Genomic DNA, 18,054 nt, shown 5'->3' on the forward strand with positions numbered 1-18,054 from the left:
AATTTACAACCAAACCCTGAGTAAAGACAATAATTTATTTGTTTCAATTGGTTTAGAAAGATATTCATTGGCTCCAGCTTCAAGACATGAATCTCTATCACCTTTCATAGCTTTTGCTGTCAAAGCAATAATAGATAGTTCTTTAAATTCATTCATTTTTCTTATCTCTCTAATAGCTTCATATCCATCCATAACCGGCATCATAATATCCATTAAAACTAAATCTATTTTTTCCATATCCTTTAATTTTTCCAATGCTTCAATTCCATCGTTAGCTATTTCTACATCAATACCATTCATCTCTAAAATACTAGATAATGCAAATACATTCCGCATATCATCATCTACAACTAATATTTTTTTGTCTTTAAATATTTCATCGTCATTACTTGTTACAACATTCTTATGTTTTTTTACATTATGAACAAATAGTTTGATCTCATCTAATAATCTCTGGCTTGATCTGTCTCCCTTAATAATAATATTTTCTACTTTATTTCTTAATTTTTTTTCTTCATCCATACAAATTTCTTTACCTGTATAAACTATTATTGGAATATTTGAAAAGTTTTCATCTTCTTTGAGTCTTTCTATAAATTCAAAATCATTATAATCTAACAGTCCTAAATCCAATATCAACAGATCTACACTATTTTCAGTTAGAACTTCTAACGCATCTTCTCCCGATGTACTAGATAAAATTTCAATATCTTTATAATCATGCTTTATTAATTCTGTAAGTGCATCGTTCTGTATTTTATCATCTTCAACTACTAAGATCTTATTAATTTTATACCCATTTAACCCTGCCCCTTCTAATATATTTTCAATTTGAGTTTTACTTACAGGTTTTTTTAAAAATTCAACATCTTTTTCAAACATACTTTTTTCATAATCGCCACCACTAATGATATTAACAGGAATATTCTTTGTTCTTTTGTTATTCTTCAATCTTTCCAGTACTTCTAAACCATCAATTTTTGGCAGTCCTATATCCAATATAATTCCTGTAGGCATATAATAATCCGCGAGATATAACCCTATTTCTCCAGTTTCAGCAACAATCACTTTAAAGTTTTTTGCTCTACTAATATCCATTATGACCTTTGCAAAATTTGGATCATCATCAATAATGAGTAATATTTTATCATTGTCATTGATGTCATGCCTATCATCTAATACATAAGGAACTTCAAAAGGTTTTTTAAATAGTTTTTCCCCCTCTTCCTTATTGATTTCTTCTATCAATTCATCGGATACTTTCTTTACAACATTTGTTTTTTCCTTTTCAAAATGAAAAGTATCGTATGTCACAGGCAGAGTTAAAATAAATTTACTTCCAACATCTTTAGTACTTTCAACCTCCAATGTCCCGCCTAATAAATTGGCATATTCCATAGAAATTGAAAGACCTAATCCTGTCCCGCCAAATTCTCTGCTTATAGTCCCATCCTCTTGCTGGAAAGCATCAAAAATACTTTTAATCTTATCATCTGAAATTCCAATCCCGGTATCATTTATTTCAAATTTAATTTTATTATCATATTCTCTGATGTTTAAATTAACACTTCCCTGTTTTGTAAATTTAAAAGCATTTGATATTAAATTTTTAATAATTTGTTTAACTTTAACTTCATCGGTCATTACATTTTCAGGTAATTTATCTGAAATATCGATTGAAAACTGCAGATTGTTCTTAATAGATATTTGTTCAAACATCCCAAATATTTCACTTTTAAAATCCTCAATATTCATCTTTGAGATATTAACTTCCATTTTCCCCGCTTCAACCTTGGATAAGTCTAAAATATCATTGATTAGTTTTAATAGATCACTTCCTGATGTATTAATAGTTTTTGCAAATTCCCTCTGTTTTTCAGTTAAATTTGAATTTTTTTCACCTAATAGTTCTGAAAGTATCAATATACTATTTAAAGGCGTTCTCAATTCATGACTCATGTTTGCAAGAAATTCAGATTTATATTTATTTGATAAAACTAAATCTTTAGCTTTTTTTTCTAATTCTTTCTGACTGATATTAAGTTCATTATTTTTATTTTCCAGTTCTTTTTTTTGTATCTCAAGCATCTCTGTATTTTCTTCTAACTCTTCATTTATAACCCTTAATTCTTCCTGCTGACTTTCAAGTTCTGCTTGGGAATCTTTTAATACAACTGATTGCGTTTCTAATTCTTCATTTGTAACTCTTAGTTCTTCCTGCTGTACCTGGAGTTTTTCAGCATATTCATTTGCAGCAACCAATAATTTTTCCACAGCTTCAAAATTTAAAATATTATTAATCGCAATTCCTATACTTATTTGAGCCAATTCTAAAAATTCAATCACAAGATCGGAAAACTCCGATGTTGAAGCTATTTCTAACACTGCTACAACTTTATTTTGATAGTTACATGGTATAACTACAATATTAGTCGGAGAACTGCTCCCTACTCCAGAATTTATAGATATATAATCTTTTGGAAGATCCGAAACCACTATTAAATCTTTTTCTAAAGCTGCTTGTCCTACTAAACCTTCACCAAATTTAAAGCCATTGGGTAATCCTTTTCTCCTCTTAAATGCATAGCTGGCAGCTAATTCATATTGTTTTTCATCTGATTTTTCATTCAGTAAATATAATACTCCTACCTGTCCATCGATCTTTTTAGTGACAAAGGAAATTAACTGGCTGAGTAAATTTTGTAAATCATGAGTTGTCTGGGAGATATGATTGATATCCATCTGTCCTTTTTGAATCCAATCTCTGCGTTTTCTTTCATCTAAATTTTCTTTCAACTTATCAATGAGCGAGGCGTATCCCTTTGATAACTCAACAAATTCAGTAGATGAATTCTTTTCAATATCCAATTTTACATCTAATTTATTAAAATCAAAATTTTTCATCCTTTTAACAAAATCAATGATCGGTGAAGTAATTTTATTAATCGCAATCCATAACAATCCCAGTGTTACAATCAATATTATTATTCCTGCTGTAATACTTCTATATGTTGTTTTCACAGTTTTATTTGTCAATACTTTTAAATCTGTAAAAAAATAAATATACCAATTGGTACTTACCTGAGGGATCTCTATCTTTGAAATCACCTCATACCTATCTTTATTTTCCCTTGAAATTATTTTTTTTAGCTTTAGTTCATCAACAATAGAAGTTATCTCTAATCTAATTTTATAAATATTATTCCCGTTTAAACCAGAATTAAAATTATTAAATATAATCTTTCCCTTATCGTCTATCAAGGCCATATTTTCATTTGTGTTAATAAATTCAGATATCAACTTTTCAAAATATTGCATTGAAATGTCTATCCCTACAACTCCTATAAATTTATTCCTGTCATATAGAGGCTTTGCTATTGTAATTATTAACCTTTTTTCCCCGTTTACAACAAAGTTATAGGGTTTTGAAATAATTGTGTCTCCTGCTTTTTTTGCTTCTAAATAAAAATCGTAATTTACAGCATCATTAATCGCAATGATATTAGCTTTACCTTCTTTTATAGTAAGATATGAAATATACTGGCCGTTTTCAGCATATTTTTCATTATTGATATAATCCGAATCTTTCCCCCCAAACATATTCGGTTCCATTATAATGTTATAACCGATTATATTAGGTCGTTTAATCATACTTCTTTCAATAATTTTTTCAAAATTTTGCCTTTTATCACCTATATTATCATTAGCCCTTATTGACATCAATACATTAGAGAACTCCTGATTTATATCTGCAGTATGATATATTTTTTGCTGGATTTTTAAAGTATTTATATTTGCTTTGTCCTCTAATTTTATTACTCCATCTTTAAATTCTAAATCTCTGCTATTTTTATATGAATATCCTATAAGTGTCATTCCTACAAAAAGTATTATACTAAAAGCCCATATAAAACTCTTTATTTTTACAGATCTATGTTTTTCCAATTGAAATTTCCTCCTAATTTTAATTTTGTATATATCTAGTTATTAAAATAAAAAAATGGGGATTCCCCATTTTTTTATTTTAGATTTTTTTAGTATATTCATTTTCATCTAATTTTTTTATTACTTCCTCTAATTTTTCTGGTTTACCGTAGTAATACCCCTGGAAAATTTCTACTCCCATCTCCTTTAACATATTTATCTCTTCTATGGTTTCTGTCCCCTCTACGATAACCTCTAAACTCAAACTCTTACCTAACTCGATGATGGTTTTTATAATCTTCATATTTTCAGTACATTCAAACATATTGATTACAAATGATCGATCAATCTTTAAAGTGGTTATGGGTAGTTTCGACAGATAGGAAAGGGATGAATACCCAGTACCAAAATCATCTATTAAAAAATTGATCCCTATTTTTTTTAAATTTTTCATTTTTTCAATAGATTTATCAATATCGTCTATAAATGCACCTTCAGTAAGTTCAAAATTAATGCCTTTTAAGGTCCCGTGTTTAGTTATTATCTCCTCTGAAAAATATTTTTTATTAAAATGTATTGGAGATATATTCAATGATACAGGAGTTTTTAATTTTACTATATCTTTTTTTACCTGCTCTATTAAAAAATAAGTAAGATCTATAATTAAAGAAGATTTTTCAGCTATAGGTATAAATATTCCTGGAGAGATGTTACCTTTTTCAGGGTGATTCCACCTCATAAGTGCTTCAAATTCAACTTTTTTAGTCTTTAAATTTACTTTAGGCTGATAGTAAATTTTAAACTCCTCATTTTCTATTCCTTTCTTTATATCATTTCCCAACAGATAGAACGCTCCATCTCCATGTTTTTTTTCAAAATCAAGCTGATCAAATAAAGTTTTCATAGCAGTTTTTATAGACAGGTCTCTCTTATATTCCTTAAAAACTTTACAAATAAATATCTTATATTCATTTCCCTTCATCTCATTGAATTTTTCTAGATTTTCTAAAAACCTTTTTTCTAATTTTATTATTTCTCCTGAATCAACTGAACCTTCTATAACCACTAAAAATTGGTCTCCATTTAACCTTATAATTTTATCGCTGCTCCTAAAAGTTTCTCTCAATATAGAAACCAAAGAAATTATAGCTTTATCACCTATTTCCATACCAAATTCATTGTTAATATAAGTTAGATCTACTATATCAAACAATCCAAAATATACCTTTTTATTAATTTTATTGGCATTGTTATAATCTATTAATTCATTTAATTTTTCCATACCTTTTTCTCTTTTTAATACCCCTGTAAGGTTATCAAAGTTAGATTTTATATAGAGTTCTTCGGTGATCTTTTCTTTCTGGCTAAGTATTCTCCTTGTAGTAGAGATCAACAAAAGAACCAGCAATATTATTAAAACACCATTTAATATTATGTAGGTAAATTTTTCTAAAATTCTTAAATTTAAATTTTTCATCTTTATATCTGCACCGGCAATATATTTTCTTCCGTCTTTAGATTCCAACACCAGATATACAGACCTAAATCCTCCACCTTTATCTGTACTATCTATATAATGAATACTTTTATTTTTCAATACATCGATAGTTTCCTTTATAGAGTCATCTTCTAAATCTTGAAAATTTATCCAATAAAGCTCTGTTGGATCCCTGTCTCTTACCTTTCCTAGATATTCCTCAACATCTCCTCCAACTGCTGTATAAGTCGGCATACCTTTTTCATCTACTATAGTATATAGATAGTCAACCTTGTTTGCCTTTGACATCTCATTTAAAATTTCTGTTGTTCTCAATGCTTCTTCATCGGTATGTGAGTTCTTATCCATATTTTTAAATGTATAATCATTTCCTAGATAATATGGTATATTTTTTGCCGCTCTATAGAGGTTAGAATTTATTTCCTGTAACTCCTTATCTCTCAAATACGAATATCCTAAGTATCCATAGATAAATATTCCTATTGTCAGTAGTATAAATATTTTTACATTCTGCTTAACCTTCATCTATTCTCCTTTATTTAAATTATTTATTAAATAATCATACTTTACAGCTATTAGTTATTACACCTGTATTTTTTTCTTACTATTAAATATATATTTTATTTGTAAGTTTTGCAAATTAAAATTCCAATTATTAAAAGAAATTAATTTGTTTTCCAGTTTTTTCATTCTATTTTTACACAAATATTCCTTTATTTACACTTTTTTTGTTCTATGGTATATTTAATTATAAAATAAAAGGGGTTTTTTATTATGACTTATATTGTTGAAAAGTTACATCTAACTAATGAAGAAGAAGTAAGTGAAGTTAGGTCTTTCCTGTCTACATTTCAATTAGATTACGAAAAAGATATCGATTACACTGTTGTAATCAGAGATAAGAATAAAATTATTGCTACCTGCTCAAAAGCTAAAGATGTTTTAAAAGGGTTTGCTGTAAATCATTTGGTTCAAGGAGAAGGAATTACTAATCTCCTCATTACAGCTATCCAAGACAGACTATTTCAAGAGGGAATTTTTCATTCCTTTATCTTTACAAAACCAATCTATGAAACTACTTTTAAGTCCTTCGGTTATAAGGTTGTAGCCAGTGTAGAAGAGGTTACATTATTAGAGTATGGCTTTAATGATATCCATAAAAGCTTGGCTACTATGAAAAAATTATATGAGATTGATAGTTCTATTCCTAAAACAGCACTTGTTATGAATTGCAATCCCTTCACTTTGGGACATCGACATCTCATTGAAGAAGCCAGCTTAAAATCAGAGGAAGTGCTTGTCTTTATAGTTGAAGAAGATAAATCACTTTTCCCATTTGTAGATAGATATCACATGGTAAAAGACGGAGTGGCAGACTTAAAAAATGTTACAGTTATTCCTGGAGGAAAATATATAATCTCCTCTGCGACCTTTCCGGCATATTTCTTGAGGGAAGAAACTAAAGTTTTAAGTGCATATACAAAATTAGATGCTACTGTTTTTTCAAAATATTTTTGTAAACAATTTAATATAACTAAAAGGATGCTTGGAGAGGAACCCTATTGTCCTGTCACAAGAAATTATAATGAAGCATTAGTAAATGTCCTGGAAAATCACGGAGTTGAAGTAGAGGTTATCCCCAGAAAGTGGATATCTACACCTGAAAATTATATAAGTGCTTCAAAAGTTCGAAACCTTATAAAAAAAGAGGGCAGGGAAGCTTTGGATAAGCTTTCAGAATTTATTCCAACAGTAACACTAAACTATTTAAGATCAGAGGAGGGTAAGGACGTAATTAAGAAAATTATAAATTCTAATACTCCCCATTAACTATTATGATAAATCCAATGGACATTTTAGATGCCAGAGAAAATCGTGCTTATTTACAGGAGGAATTAATTAAAAAGTTTAATCTTCCCCTCCTTGTAATACGGGCTAACTACCCGGGAATAGATAAAAATAATAAAACAACTACATATATTATAGAAATGATGTATGAGACAATCTTATCTAGGGTTTCTCCTATTAATATAAAAAAAATCGATTCCTTTGAAGGGATTGTCTATCTTTTAAGTATCGACACTCCTCCTTCTCAGTTAAAAAAAATGACAGTAGATATAGAAACTACCCATCCTTTAGGAAGACTGGTAGATATCGATATATTAGATCTGAAAAACCATACTTTGAGCCGGACTGATCTCGGATCTCCTCCAAGAAGATGCTTTATTTGTTCCGACTCTGCCCATAATTGTGTAAGAAGTAAAAAGCATAGTTTAGAGGAAATTTTGAAATATATAGACATTAAGGTTTCTGATTATAAAAATTTAACTGCAAATTATATAGATAGGTATAAATAAAAAAGGCATCTGACGTTCCATCCAATTAGTCACATTCTAGATATTTACAATCTTTTATTCATTATAAAATTTTATTGTAAAGTTCTATATTTCTAAAATAAACTAATATTTCAAGGTTCTTAAATTCTGTAATGATCTTTATCGGGTAGAAATCTTGGGGATACCCCTTGTGTATATAATTTTCTAGACTAGAATAATAAAAGGAGTTAAAAATGTATAACGACATAATATTTAAATTAGGTGAATTCGCCACTGAAGCTATGATCTACGAAGTTTCCTGCTTCCCCTCCTTTGGTTTAGTTTCCCCTGTGTCTTCTGGAAGTCATACAGATATGGATTACTTTACCTTTATAGACAGTACCACTGCCCTAAACAGATATTTTTTAGAGATGGCTTCTGCCGGATATTCTAACGATCCTATTGATAAAATTTTTGCCGACGCCAGAAAAATTGGTGAAAAAGCTGAGAAGGCTATGTTCAGCAAAACCAATGGTGTTAACACTCATAAGGGGATGATCTTTGTTTTAGGTCTGGGGATAACTGCCAGCAGCAAAATTTTATATGATGGTGGAGATTTTAGTGAGATTTCAAAACTGATAAAAGATATGACCACTGGTATAGTAGAGAGTGAGCTTAAAAATCTCAGCATTAAAACCAGCCTTACTCATGGGGAAAAAATCTTTTTAGAGTATGGAATTAGCGGAGTTCGTGGAGAAGCAGAGATGGGATTTCCAATAGTTTTTGACTACGCCTTGGATCTCTATGATTCTACCAAAGAATTGGGACAAAATAATCGTTTAGTCCAGGCACTTTTAGGGATTATGAGCCGATGTAAAGATACTACTATCCTTCATAGACATGACTATGATACCCTTCTAAATTTACAAAAAAACTCTGAAAATTTAATAAATTTAGGAGGATTTAATAATTTAGATAACATCTCTGAGATTAATAATTTAAATTATCACAATGAAAAAAATGGTATTAGTCCCGGAGGATGTGCAGATCTATTGGCTTTAACAGTTTTTATCAGTAAACTAAAAGAATCTTTTTTTTCTTAAATAAAAAAAAATAAATTTAAGTTGCAATTATTAAAAAATTTTAATATAATAACTTTAAGAAATAAATATTCTTTCCCTAGTAATAATCTTATTTCTTGTTTGGCTCACACAATATTTTTCTTCCCTAGTAAAATTATTGTAATATGGTGAGTCCAAAATAAAAAAACCATACTGAAAAGTGTGGTTTTTTTTATTTATTTTTTAAATTCTTGATTAAAAAAATCAAATATTATATAATTGTTTATAATCTAAATACCTTATTTTTATATCTAAACTAAAAAAAAGGTTTTAAAAGGAGAAATATAAGATGAAACAATTTAGCAGGCAGTCCCTCCTAATTGGAGAGGAAAACACAAAAAAATTAATAAATTCTTCGGTAATTGTCTTCGGATTAGGTGGTGTAGGAGGATTCACTATAGAATCATTGAGTCGTGCAGGTATCGGGACTATAACTTTAGTTGATTTTGATACTGTGGATATCACTAATTTAAACAGACAAATTATAGCTACACATAGCTCTATCGGCGAAGAAAAAACAAAGTTATTTAAAGATCGTATCCTGGATATAAATCCTAATGCTGTAGTTAACATCCATAATCTTAGGGTTACACCTGAGAATGCCAAAACTTTATTTGATCATATGAAATATGATTATATTGTAGATGCCATAGATACTGTTTCCGCTAAATTAGCTTTGATAGAGATCAGCAAAGACAGAGATATCCCTATAATCTCATCTATGGGATTCGGCAATAAATTGGACCCTACAACTATACAGATTTCAGACATCAGTAAAACCAGTGTCTGTCCTTTGGCTCGTACTATAAGACAGGAGCTTAAAAAAAGAAGGATAAAAAAAGTTAAAACAGTTTTTTCTACAGAGATTGCCATAAAGCCTAAGAATCCAAATGGTTCCAGGGAAAAAGCTGTAAATGTAGGAAGTGTCTCCTTTGTCCCTTCAGTGGCAGGACTTATTATAGCCGGAGAAGTAATTAAAGATCTAATAAAAAGTTAAATAGGAGTTGATATAGATGAAAAAAATAGGATTATTTTATGGTACTACCGGAGGAAGAACTACCGGTGTAGTTGATGAATTTGACTTTAACCTAAGAGATGAGGTTGAAATATTTGATGTAGCCAACGGGATCGAGAAAATAAAAGAATTTGAAAACCTGATCTTAGTTACACCTAGTTACGGATTTGGTGAATTAGAAGCTCACTGGGAAGCTGTTATAGAAGATTTTAAAAAAATTGATCTTAAGGGAAAAACTTTAGCTCTTGTAGGTTTAGGAAGCCAGACTACATTTGGAGAATCCTTTGTAGGAGCTTTAGAAATTTTATATAAGATCATCATTAAAAATGGCGGGAAGATTATTGGATTAACTTCTACAGAAGGGTATCATTTTGAAGAATGCGAAGCTATCGTTGAAGGTAAATTTATGGGGTTAGTTTTAGACGAAGAAAATCAAGATGACATGACTCCTGACAGGATCTATGACTGGCTTGAGGTTGTTAAAAAAGAATTTAACTAAAAAATTAATTTAGGAGGATGAAAATCCTTCTTTTTTTTATTTCAAACCCTATCTAAAAATATAGATAGTTTTTATTGACAAATTAAGATTAGGAAGTTATAATAGTTATATATAAATAAAGATAACTAGGAGGAGTTTTTATGAAAGTTTCATCAAGGAAGAATAAATGGGTATTTGAGTTTGATACTATCTCTATTGTCTGTGGTATTACTAAGGTTAACAATACATATACAATATTATTCGAGTTGAATGATAAGATTATAAAAATAAACACCAATGACCTGGATAAAACTTTTTTATCTTTGGAAAGATCTTTTAATTCCAATACTATCTTAAATTATAGATAATTTTAGAAACAACTTTATAGATTTTTGGCGACTACAAGTCGCCTTTTTTTATTTCAAATTTATGATATAATATAGGGAATATAAAACTGTCAATTTGAAAAAGTAAAACTAAAAAAATTATTGAATAACTTAATTTGAAAGGAAATTTATGAATGTATCAATACTAGGGAGTGGAAGTTCTGGAAACTCTATATTTATCGAGATAAACAATATTAAAATTTTAATCGATGCCGGATTTAGCGGGAAAAAAATAAAAGAAAAATTAGAAGTTATAGGAGAAGATATCAGTGATATTCAGGCCCTTCTCATTACCCATGAACACGGAGATCATGTTTTAGGAGCTGGGATTATATCCAGAAAATATAACCTGCCTATCTATATAACCGAGGAAAGCTACGATGCCTGTAAGCATAAATTAGGAAAGATAGACCCTTCTAATTTAAATTTTATAGAGAGTACATTTTATTTAGATGAGATATTAATAACCCCATTTGATGTTATGCACGATGCTGTAAGAACTATTGGCTTTTCTGTAGAATACATGGGAAAGAAACTTACTTTGGCTACTGATATAGGTCATATTACCAACATTGTTCGGGAGCAATTTAAAGGCTCTCAAATTGCTATCATTGAGTGTAACTACGATTACAATATGCTTATGAATTGTGATTACCCCTGGGATCTAAAATCACGTGTTAAGGGACGTAATGGTCACCTCTGCAACGAGGATACTGCAAAATTTTTAACTGAACTATACCATGAAGACTTAGAAAAGGTTTATTTGGTTCATGTGAGTAACGACAGTAACTGCTATGATCTGGCTTATAATACTGTGGAATTTGAATTGATAAAAAATGATATAAATATTGATCTTGAGATCGTAAGACAAAATACTGTTACCCCAATATATAAATCTAAAAAATAAAAAAACTTGGACACGGAAATACTCAGAGAAAAAAAGAGATAATACAGATAAGGTCTCACTGTATCTCTAATTATACATTTAAAATTTTTTATAACTAGAAGAAATTTTAATATTCGTATACTCGCTCAGTGAAACTCTATGTTGAAATATTCTTTCTCCCTAATTGAGGAAGAGAGTGTAAGAAGCTTCTAAAGATTCCATCTTTAATACGGGTCTCTTAGATGTCGCGATTATTTTATTTTCTCTAATAATATTAGAAAAAAATAAAAATGCGAGAAAGAAAACGAGATGCAAAAGTTCAAGAAGTTTCTAATGGTCTTAGTTAGTAATACAGGATCGTCATTGTAGAAACAGTACAGCCGAAGCATAACGACTATAAACTTCAAAATTAAAAGTCAAAAGAAAAGTCAGAACTTAGTCTGCGTCATTTTTTTATTTGACGGAAATAGAAAAGATAGGAGGAAAATATGAAAATTAATAATTTATGGGAAGAACTCAATTTTGAGATAAATACCTGTAAGATTTTTAAGAAAAGTGAAAAAGACAGTAAAGTATTATTAGGAGGGGGAAACAGAAATTCCGACCTTTTATTTATAGGAGATGATCCTAATCTTTTTGAGGACGACAATCTGAGGGTGGCTCCTAACAGCAGCGGTGCATTTTTTAAAAACCTGTATGAATTGGTCGACCTGTCACCTGAAGAATTTTATCTTACCAATATTGTAAAGTGCAATTTAAGGTTAAAGGACCTTTCAGAGGAAGAGAAAAAGATCTATGCAGATGTTTTGGATATGCAGATTGCTCTGTTAAATCCTAAAGTAATCGTTACCTTAGGCCAGGAGGTCAGCCGATTTTTGCTGAGAGACAATACATTAAAGATTTCTGAAATCCGTGGAAAAACTTACGATTGGGATGGTGGAATCAAAGTAAATCCTACCTACGATCCTAATTTTTTAATCAGAAACAGTGACAAGAAAAAAGGCAGCCCAAAATGGCTCACTTGGAAAGATATGGAGGAGATCAAAAAAAATATGGAGAATATCCATGGATAAAAAACAAATAAGATCTGAAGTTTTAAAAAAAAGAAATAACCTATCCAAGGAATTTATTAAAAAATATTCTGAAGAGATTTTTAATGTACTTATTAACTCTCCTATGTATAACGAGGCTGAAGTTGTTATGTCATATATGAATTTTAAAGGTGAAGTAGATACCGACTTTATAAATAACCATATTTTAAAGAGTGATAAAACTCTAATCCTGCCAAAAATGTTGGAAGATGGTGGGTTAGCAGGAGTTATCTACGATGATTCTAAAAAATTTAATGATGATAACTCTTTTAAAATTAAAGAGATCAACGGAGCTTATATAGACATAAAAAAAATAGATTTAATTATAATCCCAGGAGTAGCTTTTGATTTAGATGGTAATCGTGTAGGTTTTGGAAAGGGATACTATGATAAGTTTTTAAAAAATTATTCCGGTCTCATCGTAGCTCCTTACTATGAATTTCAATTATATGAAAGTGTTCCATGGGAAGTCCACGATAAAAAAATAGATTATTTATTGGGAGTATCTCTTAAAAAAACTTCCAATTAAGAAGTCCGTCTATTAAATAAAAAAACTCAAGGATATCCTTGAGTTTTTTTATTTAACTTTCTTTTTTCCCTTCACTTTCCTCTTCAACCTTTCCTTCGTTTATTTCTTCCTTATTTTTTTTTCTCTAACTCTTTAAAATACTTTTCTTTGGTTATTTTTTCTATAGAAAGAATTTTTTCTCCTAATTTAAACTCACTATATTCTGCTTCTCCTTCCTCGACCTCTTTTTCCTTCCTTTTAACTCTATAATAATATTCTATCTTCATTCGATTAGCATTTTTAGAAATTTTATTCAACTCTACAACAGAATCAAAATAATTTTCCCTCATTGCCTTTCCCACCAATAAATCTTCAGCTTTTAATTTTTTCATATTTTCATAATAAATTATCTTATAAACTACATCCAAGGCTGTTGTTCCTGTATTTGTAATTTTAGATACTAAATATGTTTTCTTATTATCGGTAACAACCTGAAAATCATCAAAAACACCACCATACTCTAATTTGCCACTATAGCCATATACTGTAGAAACTAATATATGAATTATATCTAAACTAACTTCTACCTTCCCCTCATCTTTCTCACTATTATTGTATTTTTTTACCGGTATTTCCTCAAATACCAGATGACTTCTATATTCTCCATCTACCAGACCCTTTGGAGGTCTGGCAGCCATCCTAATTACTTTTTTACTATTAGGTTTAAGATAGACAATTTTAGGGTATACTATTACCCAATCCCCCATATAGAGATCTTTTGTTTTTTGGTCTTCAGGTCTTTCAGAATAAATTCTTATTTTTTTTAATTTATTGGTACCGTTTTTCAGATAAATTTTCTGGGTTCCAGGTCTGTCTAAACTTATTTTTTGAATTTGAGGAGCTACCTGAAAATTTGCGTATAGCGTTGAAATCATCAATAAATATATGAATATAGTTCTTCGTTTTATCATTAACACCACCTATTCCTTTTCATAAGAGATAACTTTAAAGTTGTAATCCTCATAATAACTTCCATATTTATCTAATTTAATATTCAATTTCTTAGTTTTTTCTTCAAATTTTAAAACACCTTCTCCCCTGTAATCTATCTCTAAGATATATTTCCCAGGAAGAATTTTATCCAGCATATAAAACCCCTCTGGCTCCAATTTTTGTTCCTTTACAATCTTACCATCGAGAGTCTTTAATTGAATATAAAGCTGAGATATTATAGGAAAATATTTTATTCCATCTACTGTATCACCGCGGAATTCCAAATCTCCCATTATCACTGAAATAGATTGGATAGGGACATCCATATGACCGCCAGTTGCCGGATATAATTTTATATATTTTTTCTCATTGGCCGGTTCTAACATGGGATCCAATGTCTCTATATTAACCTCAAAATCCTTCACTTCATAGGAACTGATATTATCTATAAAATACATACCGTCTGCTCCAGTTACTCCTTTTTTCCTTCCAACATTTACCTCTACACCTTCTAACAATTTTTCCCCTTCATCAAATTGATCATTATTATTGTCGTCCATGAATACCTTTCCTTCCATCCAAGATCTGCTTGGATATGGATTGGAATTATTTGTAAATGGCTTTTCTAAAATAATAGTTTTTTCCATGTCTACACCAGCACTATAATCCGTTTCCTCGTCATCATGAACTAAATAACCTACAATTTCTAACCAATTAAATACTTTATATCTGGCTTCTAATCCTGCTTCGTATTCATTTCTACTATTATACTTCACAAAAATACCTGCTTTTATTTTATTATTTTCTGCAGTTTTAAGAGCTATTTTTAGATCTGTTTTATCTTCAAATTCTTCGAAATCAGAGTTTATTTGGACAACAAAATTAAGACTGGTATCGTAGACTTCAATATTACTATTAGAATAATTATAATAAACTTGAGGAGTTCCGTAGTTCTCTGAAAATGGATAAACCAATCCTAATTCATGAGAGATCTTATCTTTATTCCTATATATACCAACACTACCATATTCCTCTATATATCCAAATTTATCTAAATTATCATATCTCAAATTATATCCCCAATACCTGTTTATAATCCCTCTCCAATCAGCAATATACCTGTTCTCATAGCCTTCTAAAAAGGCTATAAAATCACTATACATATATCCTTCCAGAGAAAGTACATTTCCTCCAAATCTTTGTCTTACCTTCCCTATATGGGTATATCTATTTTCAGTATCATACTCCATATCATAGATCTCTGAAAACTCAAAATATGTAGGGTAGTTCACTGCACCAGTTGTGTAATACAAATTCAATCCCACTAATTCTGTAGGATAATTATAAGTAATCTCTCCCTCTCTATTTTCTGTAAGATCATTTATATATTCAGTTCCTATAGTAAGATTATTAGTTAACCCATAGGAAACTTTAATATTTCCCTCTACAGCTTTCTCCTCTATATCTACTTTTTTTTCTTCCTCGTCCTCATTTATTTCTCTATAAGTTCCTATTAGAAGACCATAATCTATCTCACCTTTTTTTAGAATTTTGCTTCCACTCATCATGGAAACTTGTTTTATCTCTATAGAACCATCAAAATTATATATTTTTATTGTATATACATCGTTATAATTTTGAATATTTATATTTTCAAACAGATAAGTCCCATCTTCTCCTACCCGAGTAAACTTATATAGAGTCCCATTTCTATAAAGTTCTACTCTTGAATTAAAAGGTGCAAATCCTCTAATAGTCGTTTGTCCAATCTCTACATCTCCAACTCCATTCCAGTCTTGAATAGCTATTCCTGTTAAATTCTTAGAACCTAAAAACTCATAGGTCTGCATATAGGCATCTCCTACAATTATGCTTTTTTCATCTATAATTTCATTGTATGTTAAAGCTGTATATCCCAAATAAGTATCCGGATGAAAAAATCCTGTGGTAGTAAAGTCACCGTATAACATGTGGGTATCATACCTTGCTGAAAACGTTCCTTCCTCGTCTTCTATATTATAATTAGTATATCTTGGTCGGAGCACTCCCGGCGTAAATAGCTTTCTATCCTGAGAATATACATCTCCATCATCTACACCTTTCTTGCCGTCAGTCCCCAATCCTTTGAGCCTTTCTTCCTGCTCCAGATAGATCTCATAGGGAGTTTTAAACTTAGTTTTTAACTTAAGAATATATGTTTCTGTACTCCATTCGTAACTTTCTAATTTAAATACCTGAGATAGATCTGTCCCCCTTATATATAAATCTTCCTCTCCTGTAATATATCTAGTATCTCCATAATAAAACTTATAATCTCTTTCTCCCATCCTGCCATAAATTACTTTCTTTTCCCTGTCTATTTTCATACCCCTGGCCATGGTCAAGGCAAATAAGTTCATTACACTTACATAGGGTTCTTCTAGAGAATAATCCATATATATGGGAAAAAATGAATATTTGATTTTTTTATTTACATTTATCTCTATATACCCCTCTTCATAACTTCCCTTAAACTCCTCTCCAAATGAAATTATAGAGCATAATAATAAAAATATAATTATTTTCTTTCCCATCATATTCACCCCCATACATTTTGACTTAGATAATTCTTAATCTAAATAAAAAAATTTCAGCTGTTAAGAATCTAATTTGCATACCTAACTTTTACAGATAGATTATCTGTAATAGTCCTGCGTCCTTGTATATTGTTTAATTCTAATTTTATATCTAATCTGAACTTCCCCCTTCCATTACCATCCAACTTTATCTCTTTTCTTCTGGGTCTGATAATCATTTTATTTCCATCTAAATCATAGGCTTCTGGAACTATAATTTCCACAACTCCCCCGGATTTCCCCTCTACATAAACCCCTACATCGGTCAATGAAACACTTCTATCTCCTTCGACTACTGTTCCAAAATTAAGTGGATCTATACTTGAAATTTCTAACGAAAAAGTAAAACTCATAACCAAAAAAAATAACAAAATTAGCTTTTTCATATTCATTCATCTCCTCTATATTTAATAAATTCTTCTTATTTTTAAATACAAAATAAGTTTTAATTTTCCTTTTATATAAATTTTAATTTCGATCCTAAAAAAATTAACTATTATTTATTTCTATAATTAACAGCAAAAAATAAGCAGGCTTAAAGCCTGCTCGTTTTTTTTACCTATTGCTTACTATTTGTATTCTGCTCTAGCAACTATAACACCAAATTTCAATCCAGCAGAACCAACATCATTAAAGTATGCGTCTACTTCTATTTCTTTCATTCCACCATATAATGTAACCATTCTTGATGCAGATTCTATACCAGGAGTTAATGTACGTGTTTGCATAGGGTAGAAACCATTATGACCCTTAATAGTTACTTTACCAGGAAGGTTAAATAATCCACCATAGAATTTAAATTTAATTTCTGCAGGTCCCATACCTTTAACTCTAAATCCAATATCACCAATATTTAATCCGTCACCAACAACTGCTTGAGTATACAAGAAGTCTATTTCAGATTCAATTTTAATAGGTTCAAGTACATTAAGAAGAATATGAGTAGCAGCTTTATCTTCCCAACCTCTACCTTTGTCTCTGAATATATTGACAGCTTTGTCATTGTGTACTGCGTTATCATTAGTAGTTATGTCACCAAATCCATTTCCAAGTGCATTACTTTTAATAGTTACAGGAGTATACATAGTGTCAGGAGTTCCTAACCCATTAAAAGATATACCTTCAGTTACTGCAAATGCAGTTGATCCAATAGCTAATATGGCAGCAATCAATAATAATTTTTTCATCTTTCCCACCTCCGAAATTAAAAAGACAATAAGCTTT

15 protein-coding genes are annotated in these 18,054 nt (G+C 30.0%); 9 read left to right on the plus strand and 6 right to left on the minus strand.

The genetic code is table 11. The features are described 5' to 3' along the window. Positions 1 to 3: 3 nt before the first annotated feature. Both NRK67_16015 and NRK67_16020 read right to left on the minus strand, forming a co-directional pair. Positions 4 to 3,945 (minus strand): response regulator, encoded by a 3,942-nt coding sequence (locus NRK67_16015; GenBank protein ID UUV18772.1) that lies wholly within the window; start codon positions 3,943 to 3,945, stop codon positions 4 to 6. Between the two features lie 79 nt (positions 3,946 to 4,024). After that, positions 4,025 to 5,947, minus strand: coding sequence for a bifunctional diguanylate cyclase/phosphodiesterase (locus tag NRK67_16020; GenBank protein ID UUV18773.1), 1,923 nt, complete (start codon positions 5,945 to 5,947; stop codon positions 4,025 to 4,027). Between the two features lie 249 nt (positions 5,948 to 6,196). Between NRK67_16020 and citC the strand changes: the two genes are divergently transcribed. From citC to NRK67_16065, 9 genes are all read left to right on the plus strand, one after another. Further along, a complete protein-coding gene (gene citC, locus NRK67_16025) occupies positions 6,197 to 7,252 on the plus strand; it encodes a [citrate (pro-3S)-lyase] ligase (protein ID UUV18774.1) in 1,056 nt (351 codons plus the stop codon). 5 nt (positions 7,253 to 7,257) lie between these two features. Further along, positions 7,258 to 7,779: a citrate lyase holo-[acyl-carrier protein] synthase gene (gene citX / locus NRK67_16030; protein ID UUV18775.1), complete on the plus strand. Its 522-nt coding sequence runs from the start codon at positions 7,258 to 7,260 to the stop codon at positions 7,777 to 7,779. Between the two features lie 212 nt (positions 7,780 to 7,991). Beyond that, the gene (citG, locus tag NRK67_16035) at positions 7,992 to 8,840 is read left to right on the plus strand and encodes a triphosphoribosyl-dephospho-CoA synthase CitG (protein UUV18776.1); all 849 of its coding nucleotides are present in this window, start codon (positions 7,992 to 7,994) and stop codon (positions 8,838 to 8,840) included. Between the two features lie 307 nt (positions 8,841 to 9,147). After that, on the plus strand, positions 9,148 to 9,855 hold the full coding sequence (locus tag NRK67_16040; GenBank protein UUV18777.1) for a tRNA threonylcarbamoyladenosine dehydratase: 708 nt from the start codon (positions 9,148 to 9,150) through the stop codon (positions 9,853 to 9,855). A gap of 16 nt (positions 9,856 to 9,871) precedes the next feature. Further along, positions 9,872 to 10,372 (plus strand): flavodoxin, encoded by a 501-nt coding sequence (locus NRK67_16045; GenBank protein UUV18778.1) that lies wholly within the window; start codon positions 9,872 to 9,874, stop codon positions 10,370 to 10,372. A gap of 140 nt (positions 10,373 to 10,512) precedes the next feature. Beyond that, positions 10,513 to 10,719 (plus strand): hypothetical protein, encoded by a 207-nt coding sequence (locus NRK67_16050; GenBank protein UUV18779.1) that lies wholly within the window; start codon positions 10,513 to 10,515, stop codon positions 10,717 to 10,719. A 148-nt stretch (positions 10,720 to 10,867) separates the two neighbouring features. Then, on the plus strand, positions 10,868 to 11,644 hold the full coding sequence (locus NRK67_16055) for an MBL fold metallo-hydrolase (GenBank protein UUV18780.1): 777 nt from the start codon (positions 10,868 to 10,870) through the stop codon (positions 11,642 to 11,644). 467 nt (positions 11,645 to 12,111) lie between these two features. Further along, positions 12,112 to 12,696: a uracil-DNA glycosylase gene (locus tag NRK67_16060; GenBank protein UUV18781.1), complete on the plus strand. Its 585-nt coding sequence runs from the start codon at positions 12,112 to 12,114 to the stop codon at positions 12,694 to 12,696. Beyond that, a complete protein-coding gene (locus NRK67_16065; GenBank protein ID UUV18782.1) occupies positions 12,689 to 13,243 on the plus strand; it encodes a 5-formyltetrahydrofolate cyclo-ligase in 555 nt (184 codons plus the stop codon). Before NRK67_16060 ends, NRK67_16065 begins: the two co-directional genes overlap by 8 nt. Positions 13,244 to 13,353: 110 nt before the next feature. On the opposite strand, the gene NRK67_16070 is transcribed toward NRK67_16065, so the two are convergent. The 4 genes from NRK67_16070 to NRK67_16085 all read right to left on the minus strand — a co-directional run bounded on the left by NRK67_16070 (position 13,354) and on the right by NRK67_16085 (position 18,017). Then, positions 13,354 to 14,193, minus strand: coding sequence for a fimbria/pilus periplasmic chaperone (locus NRK67_16070; GenBank protein UUV18783.1), 840 nt, complete (start codon positions 14,191 to 14,193; stop codon positions 13,354 to 13,356). Positions 14,194 to 14,202: 9 nt separating this feature from the next. Then, positions 14,203 to 16,791: a hypothetical protein gene (locus NRK67_16075; GenBank protein ID UUV18784.1), complete on the minus strand. Its 2,589-nt coding sequence runs from the start codon at positions 16,789 to 16,791 to the stop codon at positions 14,203 to 14,205. Between the two features lie 68 nt (positions 16,792 to 16,859). Beyond that, positions 16,860 to 17,216: a hypothetical protein gene (locus NRK67_16080; GenBank protein UUV18785.1), complete on the minus strand. Its 357-nt coding sequence runs from the start codon at positions 17,214 to 17,216 to the stop codon at positions 16,860 to 16,862. A 183-nt stretch (positions 17,217 to 17,399) separates the two neighbouring features. Beyond that, positions 17,400 to 18,017, minus strand: coding sequence for a hypothetical protein (locus NRK67_16085; GenBank protein ID UUV18786.1), 618 nt, complete (start codon positions 18,015 to 18,017; stop codon positions 17,400 to 17,402). Positions 18,018 to 18,054 lie beyond the last annotated feature (37 nt).

Source organism: Fusobacteria bacterium ZRK30 (assembly GCA_024628785.1).
In the GTDB taxonomy this organism is placed as follows: domain Bacteria; phylum Fusobacteriota; class Fusobacteriia; order Fusobacteriales; family Fusobacteriaceae; genus Psychrilyobacter.